This window comes from Streptomyces sp. NBC_01537, assembly GCF_045040445.1.
Lineage (GTDB): Bacteria > Actinomycetota > Actinomycetes > Streptomycetales > Streptomycetaceae > Actinacidiphila.
In genome coordinates, this window is record NZ_CP109392.1 from 5,094,377 (window position 1) to 5,112,311 (window position 17,935).

Below are 17,935 nucleotides of genomic sequence, written 5' to 3' on the forward strand. Positions count from 1 at the left end.
TCCTCTCATACCGCGCTTACTCCGCCTTCACGGCTCGCCCTTAGCGTCCCGGCCATGTCCAGTGAACGAATCCCCCTCGCGCCGGGCACCCGGCTGCTGCACGTCGGGCCGTACAAGACGGGAACGACCGCGCTGCAAGGGGCTTTCCACCGTGCGCGGACGGAGCTGGCGGCGCACGGTGTGCTGTACGCCTGGAAGGGACGCCAGGCGAAGGAGCCGGCTGTCGCGGTCACCGGCGCGGACCCTCCGGCCGCGCCTTGGCAGGCTCTGTGCGAGGAGGTCGCCGGGGCGGGCGGCCGTCGGGTGATGATCAGCAGCGAGTTCTTCTCGAACGCCGACTCGCGGGCCGCGCGGGCCGTGGTGAAGGGGCTCACGGGCGGAGACGTACACGTCGTGGTGACCCTGCGGCCGCTGCTGAAGATCCTCCCGTCCCACTGGCAGCAGGACGTCAAGCACGGGCGGTGCCACTCCTACGAGGACTGGCTCGCCGGTCTGCTGCGCCGCTCACCGGACGAGGACTGTCCGACGCCCGAGTTCTGGCACCGGCACCGGCATGACGTGCTGCTGGAGCGCTGGGCCGACGCGGTGGGGCGGGACGACCTCACGGTCGTCGTGGTCGACGACGCCGAACCGGAGCGGCTGTTCCGGACCTTCGAGGGGCTGCTCGACCTCCCGGAGGGACTGCTCGTGCCGGAGGACGACGGCATCAACCGCTCCCTCACCCTGAGCCAGGCCGAACTGCTTCTGCAGCTCAACCGCAGGCTCGCCGAGAGCCCCTGGAAGACCTATCCGCGCCGCACGATGGTGCGCCAGGAAGTGGTCCCCCACATGCAGGCCTACCGGCCGCTGCCCGGCGAGCCGCGGATCACCACTCCCGCCTGGGCCGAGGAGGCGGCGGCCGCGGTGGCCGAGGAGATGGTCGCCCGTATAGCGAAGCTCGGCCTCCGGACGATCGGCGACCTGTCGGCACTGACCCCGCGCCCCGCCGGCACGGGCGGCCCGGCCGGAACCGTGGCGCCTGAGTTCATCCCCACCGCCGCGGCCGTGGAAGCCGTCCTGGGCGGGATCGCCGCGGGATCCGCCGCGACGCGGTCCCGGCAGGCGCGGCTGTCGAGCGCCATCGAGGACTCCTCGATCCGCAAGGTCGCCACCAAGGACCTCCTGCGCGTCGTCGGCCGACGCGGATTCCGCCGCCTGCGCCGGACGTTCGACGGCTGACCGCTGCGGGGCTCCATCGGCGGAGCCCCGCAGCACATGTCAGATGGAGACGGCGACCGCGTTGAACGTCGTCTCCGGCAACTGCGGGCTCGAGAAGCGGGCGTTGACGAGGTAGAGGCGGTCGCCCCAGCGGGCGGCGGTGGTCGGGATGTCGAAGCGGGGGTCGGTGATGGTGCGGAGCAGGGTGGCGGAGTGGGCGTCGGCGTCGAGGTCGAACACGCTGATCAGGTTCAGCCGGTTCTGTACGACGTACAGGGTGCGGCCGATGCGGACGAGACCGTCGCCGCCTGCGACGTCGGCCGCGCCGGTCAGCGCGATCCCGGTGGCGTAACCGGTTGTGAGGTCCACGTTGTAGAGCCTGCCCGGCGTGCTGCTCACGACGATCAGGCCGCGGCCGTCGGGGGTGCCGACGATGCCGTTGGCGTTGATCGCGTCGGGGGTCTGCACCCAGTCGCCGGTGAGCGGCAGGGCGCGGATCTCGCCCTCGCAGCCGCGGGGTACGCCGTACAGCACGCTGTCGCTCGAGTCGGTGAACCAGGCGCGGTCGCCGAGCAGGATGACGTCGTTGATGAAGTGGCCGGTCGCGTCGGTCAGTTGGTACGTGGTCACGAGCTCGCCGGTACGGGAGTCGACGACCCGCGCGACGCCCGTACTGCCGGCGATGTAGAGCAGGCCGTCATGGTCCAGTTTCAGCCCGAGGGCCACCAGGCCGGTGGCGCCCGGGTAGAGGATGCCGCCCTCGCCGGTGCGCAGGTCGGTGCGGTAGACGGCGCCGTTCGCGCGCGATCCCATGTAGGCGTAGGGCTTCGAGCCGATGGTTATCCCCTCGGGGAGGAAACCGTCGGGGAGCGGGAACTCCGTCGGCCAGGCGGTGGCGGCGTTCGCCGTGCCGACGGGGGCCGATAACGCGAGCGCGGCGAGGGCGGCACCGCCGAGAAGGGCGCGGCGGGAGGGGTGGCGGTGGTTCCGGGTCATGGTTCAGGGCCTCCGTGAAGAGTGGGGTGGGGCTCTGCGGACTCAGCAACTCAACGCGGGTCAGTATGCCGTCGTCTGCGTCTGCAGGTAGTCCTTCAGGAAGGCGTACTCGGCGCCCTTGGCGGGCCAGGTTGGCACCGGCCGCGCGGCCGGGAAAGCCGCGGCGGCCGGTCATGTTGAGCCCTAGGTGCGCTTCCACTGCTGGTTGGTGCGCTTGTTGCAGGTCCACAGCTGCACCGACGATCCGTTCGCGGTGGCGGCCCGGTTCACGTCCAGGCACAGCCCCGACTGCGTTCCGGTCAGGGTGCCGTCGGAGTGCAGCGTCCACTGCTGGGCGGACTGACCGCCGCAGGTCTGGATCTGCACCTTGGTGCCGGCGGTCGAGCCGTTGCCGGCCGTGCCCAGGCACCGCGTCCCGAAGACGGTCACCGTGCCGCTCGCGGTCAGCGTCCACTGCTGGTTGGACTTCCCGCTGCAGTCCCAGATCTGCAGGGCCGTGCCCGAGGTCTGCGTAGCGTTGGGCACATCCAGGCAGCGGCCCGAGCCGGTGCCGCGCAGCGGTCCGGCGCCGCTGGTCAGAGCGGTGGCGATGCCGTCGTACGCGGGCTTCCTGGCCAGGTTCGCGTCGTAGGGCAGCGCCGCGCCCTGGCCGGAGAAGACCGAGGGGATCCACGAGTACTTGTCGGTGTAGTCCCACACGGTGACGCCGACGCAGCGGGAGACGACGACGCAGGCGCTGACCACCGACCGGTAGTCGGTGGCCTGCTGGGCGTCCTTGGCGGCGGTGCGCGGCAGGGTCATGCGGATGTCCAGCTCGGTGAGCGCCACGTCGACGCCGAGGTCGGCGAAGCGCTGCATGTTCTGCTGGAGGGTGGCGGGCACCTGCCCGGTGACGAGGTGGGCCTGCATGCCGACGCCGTCGATGGGGACGCCCTGCGAGACGAGCGACTTGACCAGGTTGTACAGGGCGTCGCTCTTCGCGCCGGTGCCCTCGACGCTGTAGTCGTTGATGTACAGCTTGGCGGCCGGGTCGGCGGCGTGCGCGGTGCGCAGGGCGTCCGCGATGTAGCCGCTGCCCATGGCGTTGTAGAAGGGGTTCGGGCGGTACGAACCGTCGTCGTTGAAGGCCTCGTTCACCACGTCCCAGGCGTAGATCTTGCCCTTGTAGTGCTTGACCTCCTGGGTGATGTGGTTCTCCATCGCCGCCTGCACCTGGCTCTTGGGCAGGGCGGACACCCAGCTGGGGAGCTGGCTGTACCAGACCAGGGTGTGGCCGCGGACGAGCTGGTTGTGGCTCTCGGCGAAGGCGGCCACCGCGTCGCCCTTGGTGAAGGCGAACTTCCCCTGGCTGGGCTCGGTGGTGTCCCACTTCATGGTGTTGCCGGGGGTGATGGCACCGAACTCGCTGCCGAGGAGGGAGGAGTAGGCGGAGTCGGAGAGCTCGGAGTTGTCGGTGGCCGAGCCGAAGTAGAGCTTGCCCTTCGCCTTGGCCAGCTGGTCGAGCGTCGTCGTGGTGGCGGCGCCGGCGTGCATCACCAGCGGGACGGCCCCCAGGCCGGCGGCCGTCACCGCGGCGAGGGCGAGGGCCGCCGCGCGGCGGCGGGCGCGGCGGCGCCGGTGGGACGGCCGGGCGGGCGGTGCGGGGGTGAGTGACACGGACCTGGTCCTCTCGACCGTACAAAGCTGACGCTCTGTGTGGTCGCCGGGTCCTCACAAGGTTGCCGTGCGGCGACGTCGAATTCTCAGCCGATGACGGCTACGGGGGCGTCCCAGGCGCTGCCGTCGATGTTGACCTTCACATCGCCCCAGGTCTCGGCGCCGTTCTTGTACTGGTGCCCGCGGCGGTGGCCGGTCCACTGGGTGGAGAGCAGGTAGTTGCTGCTCTCGGTGGTGTCGTCGACGCCGTTCCAGTTGGCGAACCAGATGATGTCCGGCAGGTCGGTGGTCCCGGCGGTGGCCGCCGCCGACATCCGCTTGATGCCCGAGCTGCTGCTGCTGTAGAAGCCGGCCCAGTAGCCCTTGCTGTGCAGGGCCTTGTCCCAGGCCCGGGTGTAGGCCAGCACGGCGGGCGCGCAGGTGGTGTCGCCGGACGGGACGTTGTAGTTCTCCATGTCCAGGTAGATCGCGCTGCCGGGCTGCATGCCCAGGGCCTTGGCGGCGGACACGGCGTCGGCGGCGTCGGTCGTGCCCTGGGTGGCGGCTGTGGTGAGGTCGGTGCTGATCAGGTAGGTGCGGGTGGTGCAGGGCGCCTGGGCGCCCATGTATATCGGGACCAGCTTCCAGCCGTCGGCGGTCACGCTCTTGACCCAGGAGGCGGTGAGGTTCGCCTGGGTCTGGTCCCAGCGGTTGGCGCCGCCGATGTAGACGCCGACCCCTCCGTAGGGGGAGGTGCCGGACCATGCCGTCATGGTGGAAAGCGCCGGCGCGCTGGCGGTGTCGAAGGACTCGCCGGTGAAGACCTTGGGCGTGGCGAGCACGACGGTGACCGCGACGGTGTTGCTGGTGGCGCTGTGGGACAGCGCGGTGGCGCGGACGACCACGCGTAGCTTGGGGGTTCCCGAGGCGGGAGCGGGCCAGTTCACCGTCGTGCAGATGTTCTTGGCGGTCGAGCCGGAGACGCAGGTCCCCGCCTTGGAGGCGGTGACGCTCTGGGTGGCGACGGTCTTCCAGGTGGTGCCGGAGGCCCGCTGGAGGACCACCGTGCGGACGGGGTCGTACTTCGAGGTCGTCCCGGCCACGGCGACGGCCACCTTGTGGCCCCAGACGACCTTGGCGGCCGCCTTGATCGTGGCCTTGGTGCCGTTGAGCGCGACCGTCGCCTTGGACGTGGTCCCGGACGCGGACTTCCAGGTGCCCTTGACCGGTACGTAGACCTTGAACTTGAAGGTGCCGGCGCCGGTGCTCGACGTCTTGAGCGTGAAGTGGTGCGTGGAGTTCGTCGTGCCGGTGGCTATCGTCTTCCAGCCGGAGGCGGTGCTGCGCTGGAAGTACACCGCGCGCCCCACCGGCCCGGAGGCGGTGCCCGCAGCCTGCAGAAAACCGCCCGCGTACTTCGAGTACGTCAGGGTCCACGACACCTTGGTGGTGTGGGTGGGGGTGGCCGCCGCGGCCGGGGAGGCGGCGACGACGCCGAGGACCACGAGTGCGGCAGTGGACAGGACGGTGAGTCTGGGCACAGGCGGCACGCGGGGTCCTTCAGATAATCGGTGCGACAGAGCGCGGAGACCGGCTTTATAGCACACGGGCCCCGCCCCAAGATGCCTCGGGGCGGGGCCGGTTGACTGCTTCAGGTCAGCTGACCGTGCGGTACGCGTTGGTCAGGGTCTCGTGGACGGTGTTGCCCTTGCTGTCCGTGGCCGTGGCCCTGAAGGACACGGAACCGGGCGTCCGGGGCTGGGCCAGGGTCACGGACCGCTTGCCGCCGGCCGTGGTGCGGACCGGGGCGTTCTTCCAGGTGCGGCCGCCGTCGTAGGACACCTTGACGGTCAGCGACCGCAGGGCGCCGGATGCGGCCGCCGGTCCCTGGAGCCGTACCGGGACGGTGATGCGGGTGCCTGCCTTCGAGGAGTTGTTCAGGCTGAGCTTCGGGGTGAAGCGGACGACGGACAGCGGCATGGTCTGGACCCGGGTGCCGGAAGCGGGCGCCAGGGTGAAGTCCCAGACCGTGGACACGTGAGTGCCGGCGCGGTAGACCCGGCTGCTGCGGGCGGCGTCGACGCTGAGGCGGTAGCTGGCGGTGCGGCTCTTCAGCCCGCTGCCCGGCTCGATCAGGCAGGGGTCCTCCGTCGAGTTGACCAGGGTGGTGCCGCCGGTGGTGAAGCGGGTGCGGTACGTGGCCTGGCCGTCGGCGGTGGAGAGGACGTGGCCGCCGCCGTCGGAGAACGGCGCCAGGCAGATGTCGTACTGACTGCCCAGGTAGAAGGCTCCCGTGCCGCTGGACACGAGCGGGCCGAAGACGGCGGTGTTGTACGTCTCCCGGTAGGTGCGGCCGGGCAGGTAGCGGCGGGGCGCGGTGGACTCCAGCGTGCCCAGGTCCGGGTGCGAGGCGGAGGAGAGGGCCAGGGCCAGGTTCCAGCGCAGGTTGTCGCCGGTGGACACGTACTGGACGGCGGAGGCGTTGGGGGCGTTGTGCCGGGCGCCTTCCAGCGACGTCATCCAGTTGTCGAGGGCGTCCCAGCCGGGCACGGTCCATGAGGCGCTCGGGGTGAACCGGGTGCCCTTGGTGACCGAGCCGGTGGCGGTGACGACCTTGGCGAGGCCGTGCCTGGAGACGGCGCGGTTCAGGCCGGTGAACATGCTGCCCTTGCGGGTGACGACCAGGTCGTACTGCGGATCGGAGGCCCGGTGCTGCCAGATGCCGCCGTACTGGGCGATGAAGTCCCCGGCGGTTGCGGCGGGGCCGGCCTGGGCGATGTAGATGTGGCCGTAGTCGCTCGTGAGCAGGCCGCCGGAGTAGTCGTACTCGGAGTCCGCGCCGTGCGCGGCGATCAGCAGCTGCGCGGCCCTGAGCCGGGCCCGGGTGTCGGGCGCGGTGACGTGGAGGGGCTTGGCGGTGCGGGCGTCCAGGGTGAGGGTGCGGTCGCGGTCCATCGCCAGCTTGGGCGTGACCAGCCAGGACAGGTTGTCGCTGCCGCCCGTGGCGGTCTCGATCTGGGTGTCCAGCAGATAGCGGCCCTTGGGCAGGCGGACGGTCACCACGCCATCGCCGTCCTTGTCCCCGGCGTCGTACGGGCGGTAGCCGCGGCCGCTGTCCAGCCCGGCGATGCTCAGGTTGGTGTCCTTGGCGGGCTTGCCGTCGCGGCCGATGGCCTTGAGGGTCAGGTTGTACGACGGCACCTCGCGCACGACGCCGACGGCGGTACGGACGCTCTGGCCGTCGCCGGTCGCGGTGACGGCGGCCGACCAGGTCCCGTCGGCGAGGCCGGGGGCGTGGGTGTCGGCGGTGACGGTGGCGTCCGCCGTGCCGCCCGCCGGGACGGTCAGCCGGGCGGGGGAGACGCTGAACACCCCCGTGGCGGCGGCCTTTCCGTCCGGGCCGATCCGGTCGCCGACCGCGAGGTCGAGGGTGACGGGGCTGTCGCCGGTGTTGCGGTAGGTGAGGGCGCGGGTGACCGGCTGGTCGTCGGTGTGCGGCCACTGCTGGACGCCGAGGTCGACGGAGGCCGAGCCGGGCTGGGCGGTGACCGTCTGGCGGATCGCCCGGGTGAGGTCGACCCGGCCTGCGCCGACCGCGTAGGAGCCCTGCCCGGACAGCGGCTTGGCGGAGGCCATCAGAGCTGCCTTGAGCTGCTGGCCCGTCCAGTCCGGGTGCTCCTGGGCGACGATGGCGGCGGCGCCCACGGTGGCGGGGGTGGCCATCGAGGTGCCGGACATCGTGACGTAGCCCGGGGCCGCGGCGTCGCCCTCGTGGCCGTGGACGGCCTTGGCGGCGACGATGTCGACCCCGGGCGCGGCTATGTCGGGCTTGAGGGTGCCGTCGGCGGTCGGGCCGCGGCTGGAGAAGTCGGCGAGGGCGTCGTGGCGGTCGACGGCGGCCACGGTGAGCGCCTGCTCGGCGGAGCCGGGGGAGCCGACGGTGGTGTCGGAGGGCCCGTCGTTGCCGGCGGCGATGACGAACAGGGTCCCGGAGGACTTCGAGAGGCTGTTCACGGCCTGCTCGATCGGGTCGTCACCGGTGAAGTCGGTGGCGCCCAGGCTCATGTTGACGACCCTGGCCTTCTGGTCGACCGCCCACTGCATGCCGGCGAGGATCCCGGAGTCCTCGCCCGAACCGCCGTCGTCGAGCACCTTGCCGACCAGCAGCCGGGCGCCGGGCGCGACGCCCACGTACTTCCCGCCGCTCTTCGCGCCGGACCCGACGATGGTGGAGGCCACGTGGGTGCCGTGGCCGTTCCCGTCGTCCGTGCTGCCGCTGCCGGAGAAGTCCTTGGCGGCGGTGATACGTCCCTTCAGGTCCGGGTGTGTGGCGTCGATGCCGCTGTCCAGGACGGCCACCCTGACGCCCTTGCCGTCATAGCCCGCCTTCCACGCGGCCGGGGCGCCGATCTGGACGGGGCCGCCCTTCGGGTCCGGGGTGCTTTTGACCGTGGCCGACCTGACTTTCCTGCGGCCGTCGAGCCAGATCCGGTCGATCCCGGGGGCGGTGGTGACGGTGGAGGTGGCGACGCCGCCGGCCCGGCCGCTGACCGGGTCGGTCAGTGCCTCGAAGACCTCGTCCGCCCGGGACTTGGGCGCCGTCATCGACTCCCCCCGGACCGCCGGCAGTTGGCGCGTCACGTCGGCGTCGGCCGCCCGCAGCGCCCGCTTGGCGCTCCGCTGGGCGGCGCCCTTCCCGTACGCCACGATCAGCGGGACGCTCCGCCGGTGCGCGTCGTCGTAGTGGGCCGCCGCGAGGCCGGTCACATCGAACAGCCTCCGGTCCAGGCGGCCGTCGGCCAGCAGCCGGCCGACATCGGCCGGGATCACGTACGTATGGCCCGCGAAGCGCTGTACGGACACCGGGATCCCGTCCCGGCCCTCGCCCCGGGTGACCCCGGTGACGCGGCCCCTGCGGTCCAGGCCCACGGTGTCGCCGGTGATGAGCGTGATGCGCTGGACGGTCCGGCCCGCGCCGGCGCCCGCTGCCGCTGGAGTTGTCGCTGCCGCCGGCACCGTACCGGCGGCCGAGGCGGGCAGCGCCGCCGCGACCAGCCCCACCAGAGCCGCGGAGGCGGCGCCCGCGAGCGCCGCCCTGCGAACCCCGCTCCCGCTCCTTCTGCCTTCGATCCCCATGTGCCGATCCCCTCCGGGCAAGAGTCACGGCCGGACCCTCGCCGACCGCCGCCTCCGACTCTCGTCCCGGGGGCCACCCGCCCACCTCCCCCGAACGGCCACACCCGCCCGCCCCGGAACGGGGCCCGCCTCGTCCGATCGGCCAGGTCCCCAGGGCCTGTCCGGGCCCTGCGGGTCACCACGCGCAGGGCAGTTCCGCCTCGATCACCGTCGGCCCACCGACGGGAGCGGTCACCAGCACGGTTCCGTCGAGTGCGGCGACCCGCTGCCGGATGCCGGTCTCGCCTGCGTCGCCGGGGCCCTCACCGCGTACGTCCACCCGCAACCCCGTTGCCGTACGGGCGAGGTGGACCGAAGCCCGGGAAGCCCGGCTCGATCCGCTGTGCCGGGCCGCGTTCGTCAGCGTCTCGGCCACCACGAAGTACGCGGCCGCCTCCACCGCCGCCGGGGCCCTGGGGCCGTCCTCCAGTCCGTCCACGTCCACCGTCACGTCGAGCCCGCTGCTCGCGGCCAGCGCCCGTACGGCTCCGGCCAGTCCGCGGTCGGTGAGGATCGGCGGGTGGATGCCGCGCACCACGTGCCGTAGCTCGGTCAGCGCCTGCTCGGCCTGGTCCTGCGCGTCCTCGAGGAGTTTCAGCGCGGCCTCCGGGTCGCGCTGGTACGCCCGCTTGGCCAGCCCGATCCGCATCGACAGCGACACCAGCCGGGCCTGCGCACCGTCGTGCAGGTCCCGTTCGATCCGGCGCAGCTCGGCGCCGTGGGCGGCGATCGCACCGGCCCGGGTCTGCGTCAGGTTTTCCACCCGCTCGGCCAGCAGCGCCTTCGGCGAGGGCCTCAGCAGCGCGGCCGACCAGGTGGCCTCCAGGTCCGCGAGCTGCCCGATCAGGGGCAAAACCACCGCCGGGCGGCCCAGCAGCCCCTGCCGCACGGCGTCGACCGGCAGGCCCGCGATCCACAGCGGCACGGCCGAGAGCCCCATGAAGCCGTAGCCGTAGTGGGCGATCATCCAGAGCAGGTCGGTGAGCGTGCCCGGGTCGCGGACCGCTGCGCGCAGGCGTTCGCGCAGCGGGCCCTCGATCGGCAGATACGCCTCGGGGATCCGCCTGCCCGTCCACTCGGCCACCTGGCGCCGTTTGGCCCCGGCGATCCGGCGCATCAGGAGCACCGCCTCCGGCAGCAGCCCTGCACCGACCACGGCGAGCGTGGGGACAGCCGCGACCAGCAGCACCGTGATGAACAGGATCGAGCCGAAGGCCATCACCGCGGCCCTGGCCAGTTGTGCCGTGGCTCGCGCCGCCTGCCGGATTGTCCTAACCATGCGTCGTACCCATGCCGTCAACGCTAGGAGGACTGTGCGGCGTGCGCGGGAGAGCAGGCCGCCCCTTGGGGGTGTAGCGGGCTACACCCCAGGTTCGGGAGAGCGGTCCCTCGTGGCGGCGAGCCGCTGACGGGATCGTTGATCTCGCCAGGTCAACGGCTCCCCGACGGGGAAATCCCTGGCCCTCCCGAAAGGAAAACCCCCGTGAAGGCGCTGCTCTCCTCCAAGCCCGTCCTGTGGTTCCTGTTCCTGTTCAACCTCGTCGTGGCCGCGATCGCACCCTTCGCCGTGGACGGCGCCCAGGGCGTCATGACCGGCGTCGGCATGGGTGTCGTCTCGCTCGGGGCCGGCGTCAGCCTCCTCAAGGGCCGCGGCCGGCGTCAGGAGGCCTGACCATGGCTACTTTCCTCTACCGACTGGGCCGGCTGGCCTTCCGGCGGCGCTGGTACGTCGCCCTGATGTGGGTCGCGGTGCTTGCCGCCGTCGGCTTCGGCGCCGCCAAGGCGCCCGCCGCCCCGGACGACACGAACTCCATGCCGGGTATCGAGTCGCAGAAGGCCTTCGACCTGCTGGAGCAGCGCTTCCCCGGCTCCGCCGCCGACGGGGCCAACGCCCGGGTCGTCTTCGTGGCCCCGAGTGGGCAGAAGGTCACCGCGGCGGACAACCGGGCGGCGATCGAGAAGTTCGTTGACGAGGCGGGCGACGGCTCGCAGGTCGCCAGTGCGGTGAGCCCGTTCCAGGCGAAGGCGGTGAGCAAGGACTCCTCGACGGCGTACGCGACCGTCACCTACAAGGTGAAGGCCGACGATCTCACCGACGCCGCCAAGAAGACTCTGGAGGACGCCATCGCCCAGGCCCGGGACTCGGGCCTGACCGTCGAGGTCGGCGGCACCGCACTGGCCACCCAGCCCGCCGCGGGCGGCTCGGCCGAGGCCATCGGCATCGCGATCGCAGCGGTCGTCCTGCTGGTCACCTTCGGTTCGATGGCCGCTGCGGGGCTGCCGCTGCTGACCGCGATCCTCGGTGTCGGCATCAGCATGGCCTCGATCCTGGCCCTGGCGAGCACGCTCGGGCTGTCCGAGACGACCGGCACCCTGGCCACGATGCTCGGCCTGGCCTGCGGCATCGACTACGCGCTGTTCATCGTCTCCCGCTACCGCGAGGAGCGCGCCAAGGGCCACACGCCCCAGGAGGCGGCAGGCCTGGCCGCGGGCACGGCAGGGTCGGCGGTCGTCTTCGCCGGGCTGACGGTCGTCATCGCGCTGGCCGGGCTCTCCGTCGTCGGCATCCCGATGCTCACCAAGATGGGTCTGGCCGCCGCCGGAGCGGTTGTCATCGGTGTCCTCATCGCACTGACCCTGGTCCCGGCGCTGCTGGGCTTCTGGCCCAACGCCGTCCTGTCCCGCCGGTCCCGCAAGCGCGGCCATGCCAAGGCGGCCGGCGAGAACAACGGCGGCAGCCGCTGGGCCCGCTTCGTCCTGCGCCGCCCCCTGCCCGTACTCATCGCCTCGGTCGCCGGTCTGGGAGCGCTCGCGATACCGGTCATGGACCTGCAGCTGGGCATGCCCGGCGACGAGGCCAAGTCCACCTCCACCACCGAGCGCCGGGCCTACGACGACCTCGCCAAGGGCTTCGGCCCCGGCTTCAACGGCCCGCTGACCATCGTCGTCGACGCCAAGGGTTCCGATGACCCCAAGGCCGCCGTCACCACGATCTCCGAGAAGATCGGCGCCACCAAGGGAGTCGTGTCCGTCTCCGCGGCGCAGTTCAACACCGCGGGCGACACCGCGGTCTTCTCCGCCGTCCCGTCCACCTCGCCCACCAGCGAGCAGACCAAGGACCTCGTCAAGACCATCAGGGCGCAGCGCTCCGCGACCGAGGCCGCCGCCGAGGGAGCGAACTTCGAGGTCACCGGCACCACCGCGCTCAACATCGATGTCGCCCAGAAGACCCAGAACGCCCTCATCCCCTACCTCATCGTCGTGGTGGGCCTGGCCTTCCTGCTCCTGATGGTGGTCTTCCGCTCGATCCTCGTCCCGATCAAGGCGGCTGTCGGCTTCCTGCTGTCGGTCCTGGCGGCCCTCGGCTCCGTCATCGCGGTCTTCCAGTGGGGCTGGGGCGCGAGCCTGCTGGGTGTGGAGACCACCGGCCCGATCATGAGCATGATGCCGATCTTCCTGGTGGGCATCGTCTTCGGCCTCGCCATGGACTACGAGGTCTTCCTGGTCGCCCGCATGCGGGAGGCGTACGTCCACGGGGACGAGCCCGGCCAGGCGATCGTCAGCGGGTTCCGGAACAGCGCCCGGGTGGTCGTGGCCGCCGCGCTGATCATGATGGCCGTGTTCTCCGGGTTCATCGGCGCCGGCGAGTCCATGATCAAGATGATCGGCTTCGGTCTCGCCATCGCCGTCCTGTTCGACGCCTTCGTCGTCCGCATGGCCCTGGTCCCCGCCGTCCTCGCCCTGCTCGGCAAGGCCGCCTGGTGGATGCCCCGCTGGCTCGACCGGATCCTGCCGCGTGTCGACGTCGAGGGCGAGGCCCTCACCCATCAGTCCGTCCCTGTCCCCGCCTCTGTCCCTGTCCCCGCCCCGGCCGCCGCTCCGGTCCCCGCCCCCGCCCCGGTCCTTGCCCGGGCCGAGCTCGTCGACGACAGGACAACGCGTTGAAAACCTCCACCCGAGCCGGACTGGCCGTCCTGGCCATGAGCGGCGTACTCCTCGCCGCGGCCGGCTGCGACCCGAAGGACGGCGACCCGGTCTCCGCCACCTCCCGCAAGGCCTCGGCCGCCCCCGCCACCACGGCGGCGGCCCTGGCCCCGGTCACGGCGAACAGCCCGTACGTCGCGCTGGGCGACTCCTACACCGCTGGCCCGAACATCCCGGGCCAGACCGGGACACCCGCCGGGTGCGACCGCTCCGACCGCAACTACCCGTCGCTGGTCGCCCAGAACCTGGGCATCAAGGCGGCCGACTTCCGCGACATGAGCTGCAGCGGCGCCACCATCGCCGACCTCTCCTCCGCCCAGTCCACCGGCGACGGGGACAACCCGGCCCAGCTGTCGGCGCTGTCCGGCACGACCCGGCTGGTCACCCTCGGCATCGGCGGCAACGACATCGACTTCAGCGCGATCATCAAGAAGTGCGTCACGGCAGGCGTCTTCTACTACGCCACCGGCAACGGCAAGTACACCGGCGACACGCCCTGCAAGGACCAGTACATCTCCGGCGGCACCGACACCGTCCGGCAGAAGATCGACGCGGCGGGCGAACAACTCGCCGACGCGCTCGGCGACATCAAACGCCGCGCCCCCAATGCCGCGGTGTACGTCGTGGGATACCCGGCGGCCCTGCCGTCCGAGGCCGGCAACTGCGGCCGCGAGATGGGGCTCGCACCCGGCGACGTGACCTTCCTCCACCAGGAGCAGCAGCGGCTCAACACCATGCTGAAGCAAGCGGCGCAAGCCGCCGGGGCCGGATACGTCGACACGTACACGCCCTCCGTCGGCCACGACGCCTGCTCGGCCCGCAGCACCCGGTGGATCGAGCCGATGATCCCCCTCGCCCCCGCCGCCCCCGTCCACCCCAACGCGCGCGGTGAGCGGGGCATGGCCGACGCGGTCCTGGACAAGCTCAAGCGCTAGGCCCTGGTGCGCCGGCGGTGCCTGCTGCGGTCCTCAGCTATGTGGAGGACCGCAGCAGGCGTTGCCCGAGCAGGCGCGCGGCCTCCCGCAGTTCGGGCGGTCCGACGATGCGGAAGGGCGCCTCGATCACCATGAGCTGGCGGGCGTACCAGTCGGGCTCGTCGGTGGTCGCGGTGAGGCGGCAGTGCCCGGGGCCGGTCGCCTCGAGTTGGCCGAGGCTGCGCGGGAGGCACCGGGCGACGGTGGCCGCGGGTGCGTCGATGACGACCTCCACCCGGTACTTCCACCCTTCGGACAGGTGCTGCTCAAGGGTGAGGACGGGGTCGTCGAGTCCGTCCGGCGGGGTGAAGGTGTCCGGGAGAACCTCGGTGGCGGTCACCCGGTCCAGGCGCAGGACGCGGCGGGCGCCCCGCGTGTGGGACCAGCACAGGAGATACCAGAGGCCATGGCGTACGACGACGGCCCAGGGATCGACCTCCATGACGTGATCGCGTCCGGAGCCCATGCGGTAGCCCAGCCGCAGCCGGCGCGACGAAGCGCAGGCCTGGACGAGAAGCGCGGTCGTCTCCGGGCTGGGCCTCGGGCGGGCGGCGTCGGGGTCCGGGGGCAGGGCCGGGACGTTGCGGACCGCGTCGGCGGGCTCGGCGACCGGACCGGGGAGAACCCTGATGATCTTGCCGAGGGCGCTGCCCACCGGGTCGGCCGGGTCGCCCGCGCGATGGTGCCCCTCCAGGACGGCCATGACCAGTCCCAGGGCCTCGGTGTTGGTGAACATCAGCGGCGGCAGCCGGAGCCCGCGCCCGACGCGGTAGCCCCCGTACGGGCCGCGCACGGACTCGATCGGGATGCCGGCCTCGCGCAGGATGCCGACGTACCGGCGGACCGCCCGCTCGGACACCGCCAACCGGTCCGCCAGCCGGGCGGCGGTGATGCCCGGGCTGTTCTGGACCAGCTCAAGGGCCAGCAGCGCCCGCGCGGTGGGGCTCGCGTCGTGCACCCTCGGTCCCCCTCATTTCCGGATGTGTATCGTCCGGAACGCAGGCTAGCGTTCGCTGCATGAGCGAAGCAGCCGAGCCCATCACCGCCGACCAGCTCACGATCGTCCCGGCCAACGAGGCGTCATGGGACGACCTGCGGGCGGTCTTCGGCACCACCGGCGAACCGGGCAGATGTCACTGCCAGTACTACAAGGTCCGCGATTTCGAGTGGCGTGCGCTCTCCGAAACCACACGCCTCGCCCGGCTGCGCGAGCAGACTGCGTGCGGCGACCCGAAGGCCCCCTCGACCAGCGGTCTCGTCGCCTACCTCGGCGGCGGTCCCGGCGGCGGCCCCGGCGGCGAGCCGGTCGGCTGGTGTGCGATCGAGCCGCGCACCGCCTACCCGCGCCTGCTGCGGACCCGCACCCCGTGGACCGGACGGGACGAGGACAGGACGGACGACGGCGTCTGGGCCGTCACCTGCTTCGTCACCCGCAAGGGCTTCCGCAGACGCGGCATCACGTACGCCCTCGCACGCGCCACTGTCGGCTACGCCCGTGAGCACGGCGCCCGTGCGGTCGAGGCGTACACGATGATCACCCAGCCCGGCAAGGAGATCACCTGGGGCGAGCTTCACGTCGGCAGCCGCGATGTGTTCGCCGACGCGGGCTTCACCGAGGTCAGCCACCCCAGCCCCCGGCGGGTCGTCATGCGCGTCGACTTCTGAGCGCTCCGACCCCGGTCAGGCCCTAGGGCCTGTCTTGTGGATCTCCGCGGCGTCGCGTGCCCTGGCACGCACGCTCGCGGCGTTGTCGTCGGTCAACGACGTCCCCCAGCTAGACGCTGGGAGGTGCCCCCACCGCGTCGCTTCCCTCCTCCGCCTTGCGATCGCACGCACCAGACCCCGCTCCTTCCCCACGGAGATCCACAAGACAGGCCCTAGGGGCAGCTGTTGCGGGTGTCGCCGGGGTCGGTCGTGCAGGTGTCGAAGCCGGGGCCGCCCAGGGCCATGTCGTTGCCGGAGACGCCGTCGACGGTGTTGAGCCGGTCGTCGCCGTAGTTGCCGTTCAGGACGTCGTTGCCGGGGCCGCCGTAGAGGGTGTCGTTGCCGTTGCCGCCGTCGGCGCTGTCGTTGCCGGAGTCGCCGTAGACTGCGTCGTTGCCGCCGGCCGAGCTGATGGTGTCGTTGCCGGCGAGCCCGCAGATCACGTCGTTGCCGCTGGTGCCGACCAGGTTGTCGGCGCCGGCAGTGCCGATGACGGTGCAGCCGCGGGGGTTGGTCACGGTGGTGTTGGCGGTGGCGGTGTTGTTGGCCGGGGTGGGGTCGGACTGGGTCGCGCTGACGGTGGCGGTGTCGGAGAGGGTGCCGGCGGCCCGGGTGTCGGTGACGAGGGTGATGGTGGGGTGGGCGCCGGGAGCGAGGGTGCCCAGCGAGCAGGTGGCGGTGGTGGCGGTGGTGGTGCAGGTGCCCTGGCCGGGGGTGGCGGAGGTGAGGGAGCCGGGGCCGGTGAGAGTGTCGCGGAGGGTGACGTTGGTGGCCGCGGTGGTGGCGCTGGTGTTCGTGACGGTCACGGTGTAGGTGGCCGGATCGCCCAGGGCGACGGTGGCGGGCCCGGTCTTGGTCACGGACAGGTCCACACCGGCGGGCGGCGGCGGGGGAGGTGCGCCGCCGCCTACGTAGCGGGCGAGGGCGAACTCGGAGCTGCCGCCCGGCTGGCCGGTGCCGGCGGCGACGATCCGGCCGTCGGGCTGGACGGCGACCGCGTTGGCCTGGTCGTAGCCGCCGAAGCCGGTGGTCACCAGGCCGGACGAGCCGAAGCCGGTGTCCGGGGTGCCGTCGGGGTTGTAGCGGGCCAGTTCGAAGTCGGAGTCGCCGCCCGAGAAGCGGCGGCCCGCGGCGACGATCCTCGCGTCGGACTGCAGCGCCACGGCGTACGCCTGGTCGGCGCCGCCGGAGTCGGTGGTGACCTTGCCGCCCGTCCCGAAGCCGGTGTCCGGGGTGCCGTTGGTGTTGTAACGGGCGAGCGCGAAGTCGTCGGTCCCGCCCACGTTCGTACCGGTGAAGCCGGCGGCCACGATCCGGCCGTCGGCCTGGGCCACCACCCCGTTGGCCATTTCGAAGCCCTTGAACGCCGTGGTGACCCTGCCGCCGGTGCCGAAGCCGGTGTCCAGGGTGCCGTTGGTGTTGTAGCGGGCCAGGGCGAAGTCGTAGTTGCCCCCGCTGTCCCCGGTGTAGCCGGCCGCGACGATCCTGCCGTCGGACTGCAGCGCAAGGCCGTTCGCCACGTCGGCGCCGCCGGCGAAGTCGGTGGTGACCAGGCCGCCGGTGCCGAAGCCGGTGTCCGGGGCGCCGTTGGTGTCGAAGCGGACCACCTCGAAGTCGCCGCCGCCTCGCATACCGGCGGCGACGATCTTCTGGTCGCCGCTCTGGATCGCCACGGCATTGCCGTCGTCGGCGCCGCCGCCGCCGAAGCCGGCGACCACCTTTCCGCCGGTGCCGAAGGTGGTGTCCAGGCTGCCGTCGGGGTTGTAACGGACCAGGGTGAACCAGCAGCAGCCGCCGTCCTCGAAATTCTCGCTGCGGCCGACCACGACGATCTTTCCGTTGGACTGCAGCGCCAGCCCATGAGCCTCGTCGGCGCCTCCCCCGATGTCGGTGAACACCGTGCCGCCCGTGCCGAAGCCGGTGTCCAGGCTCCCGTTCGGGTTGTAGCGGGTGACCGCGAAGTCGCCGCCGAAGCCGTCCATGCTGCCGTTGCCCACGGCGACGATCTTGCCGTCGCCCTGCACGGCCACGCCGCGGACATCGCTGCCCACGGCAGTCACCACCTTGCCGCCGGTGCCGAAACCGGGATCCAGGTCCCCCGGCGCCGCCGTGGCGACCCCCGGCACGGCCAGCACGAGCGCCAGGCCCGTGGCGATGGCCACGGGCAGCCTCTTGAGGGTCGGCATGGGCTTCATGGATCGTCTCCTTGGGGCGGCGTGAGGTTTTCCGCAGCCCAACCAGATGAATCCACCGTCAAGACGCCGCGCCAC

The 17,935-nt window shown here is 72.0% G+C and carries 12 protein-coding genes; 5 read left to right on the forward strand and 7 right to left on the reverse strand.

Annotated elements, in window-relative coordinates; genetic code table 11:
- The first annotated feature begins 54 nt into the window (after window positions 1-54).
- Window positions 55-1,218, forward strand: coding sequence for a hypothetical protein (locus OG607_RS23520; RefSeq protein ID WP_405726788.1), 1,164 nt, complete (start codon window positions 55-57; stop codon window positions 1,216-1,218).
- Window positions 1,219-1,257: 39 nt separating this feature from the next.
- On the opposite strand, the gene OG607_RS23525 is transcribed toward OG607_RS23520, so the two are convergent.
- The 5 genes from OG607_RS23525 to OG607_RS23545 all read right to left on the reverse strand — a co-directional run bounded on the left by OG607_RS23525 (window position 1,258) and on the right by OG607_RS23545 (window position 10,282).
- Window positions 1,258-2,193, reverse strand: a complete 936-nt coding sequence (locus OG607_RS23525) for an SMP-30/gluconolactonase/LRE family protein (protein WP_405726791.1) — start codon at window positions 2,191-2,193, stop codon at window positions 1,258-1,260.
- A 183-nt stretch (window positions 2,194-2,376) separates the two neighbouring features.
- Entirely contained in the window at window positions 2,377-3,849 is a 1,473-nt protein-coding gene (locus tag OG607_RS23530; RefSeq protein WP_405726794.1) for an endo-1,4-beta-xylanase, read from the reverse strand.
- 86 nt (window positions 3,850-3,935) lie between these two features.
- Window positions 3,936-5,378 (reverse strand): DUF1906 domain-containing protein, encoded by a 1,443-nt coding sequence (locus OG607_RS23535; protein ID WP_405726797.1) that lies wholly within the window; start codon window positions 5,376-5,378, stop codon window positions 3,936-3,938.
- A gap of 106 nt (window positions 5,379-5,484) precedes the next feature.
- Window positions 5,485-8,964, reverse strand: coding sequence for a S8 family serine peptidase (locus OG607_RS23540; RefSeq protein ID WP_405726800.1), 3,480 nt, complete (start codon window positions 8,962-8,964; stop codon window positions 5,485-5,487).
- A gap of 175 nt (window positions 8,965-9,139) precedes the next feature.
- Window positions 9,140-10,282, reverse strand: a complete 1,143-nt coding sequence (locus tag OG607_RS23545; protein WP_405726803.1) for a histidine kinase — start codon at window positions 10,280-10,282, stop codon at window positions 9,140-9,142.
- 204 nt (window positions 10,283-10,486) lie between these two features.
- Between OG607_RS23545 and OG607_RS23550 the strand changes: the two genes are divergently transcribed.
- From OG607_RS23550 to OG607_RS23560, 3 genes are read left to right on the forward strand one after another with little or no spacing between them, the layout of a single operon-like run.
- Window positions 10,487-10,675, forward strand: coding sequence for a hypothetical protein (locus OG607_RS23550; RefSeq protein WP_405726806.1), 189 nt, complete (start codon window positions 10,487-10,489; stop codon window positions 10,673-10,675).
- A 2-nt stretch (window positions 10,676-10,677) separates the two neighbouring features.
- Window positions 10,678-12,948, forward strand: a complete 2,271-nt coding sequence (locus OG607_RS23555) for an MMPL family transporter (RefSeq protein ID WP_405726809.1) — start codon at window positions 10,678-10,680, stop codon at window positions 12,946-12,948.
- A complete protein-coding gene (locus tag OG607_RS23560; RefSeq protein WP_405726812.1) occupies window positions 12,945-13,922 on the forward strand; it encodes an SGNH/GDSL hydrolase family protein in 978 nt (325 codons plus the stop codon). Before OG607_RS23555 ends, OG607_RS23560 begins: the two co-directional genes overlap by 4 nt.
- Window positions 13,923-13,959: 37 nt before the next feature.
- Here OG607_RS23560 and OG607_RS23565 read toward each other — a convergent pair whose 3' ends face one another.
- Window positions 13,960-14,919, reverse strand: a complete 960-nt coding sequence (locus OG607_RS23565) for a helix-turn-helix transcriptional regulator (RefSeq protein ID WP_405726815.1) — start codon at window positions 14,917-14,919, stop codon at window positions 13,960-13,962.
- A gap of 59 nt (window positions 14,920-14,978) precedes the next feature.
- Here OG607_RS23565 and OG607_RS23570 point away from each other — a divergent pair, with 59 nt between their 5' ends.
- Window positions 14,979-15,626 carry a GNAT family N-acetyltransferase gene (locus tag OG607_RS23570; protein ID WP_405726818.1) on the forward strand — a complete coding sequence of 216 codons (648 nt, stop codon included), beginning with the start codon at window positions 14,979-14,981 and terminating at the stop codon, window positions 15,624-15,626.
- A gap of 212 nt (window positions 15,627-15,838) precedes the next feature.
- Here the strand turns inward: OG607_RS23570 and OG607_RS23575 are convergent, their stop codons facing one another.
- Window positions 15,839-17,860 (reverse strand): calcium-binding protein, encoded by a 2,022-nt coding sequence (locus OG607_RS23575; RefSeq protein WP_405726821.1) that lies wholly within the window; start codon window positions 17,858-17,860, stop codon window positions 15,839-15,841.
- Window positions 17,861-17,935: the final 75 nt, after the last annotated feature.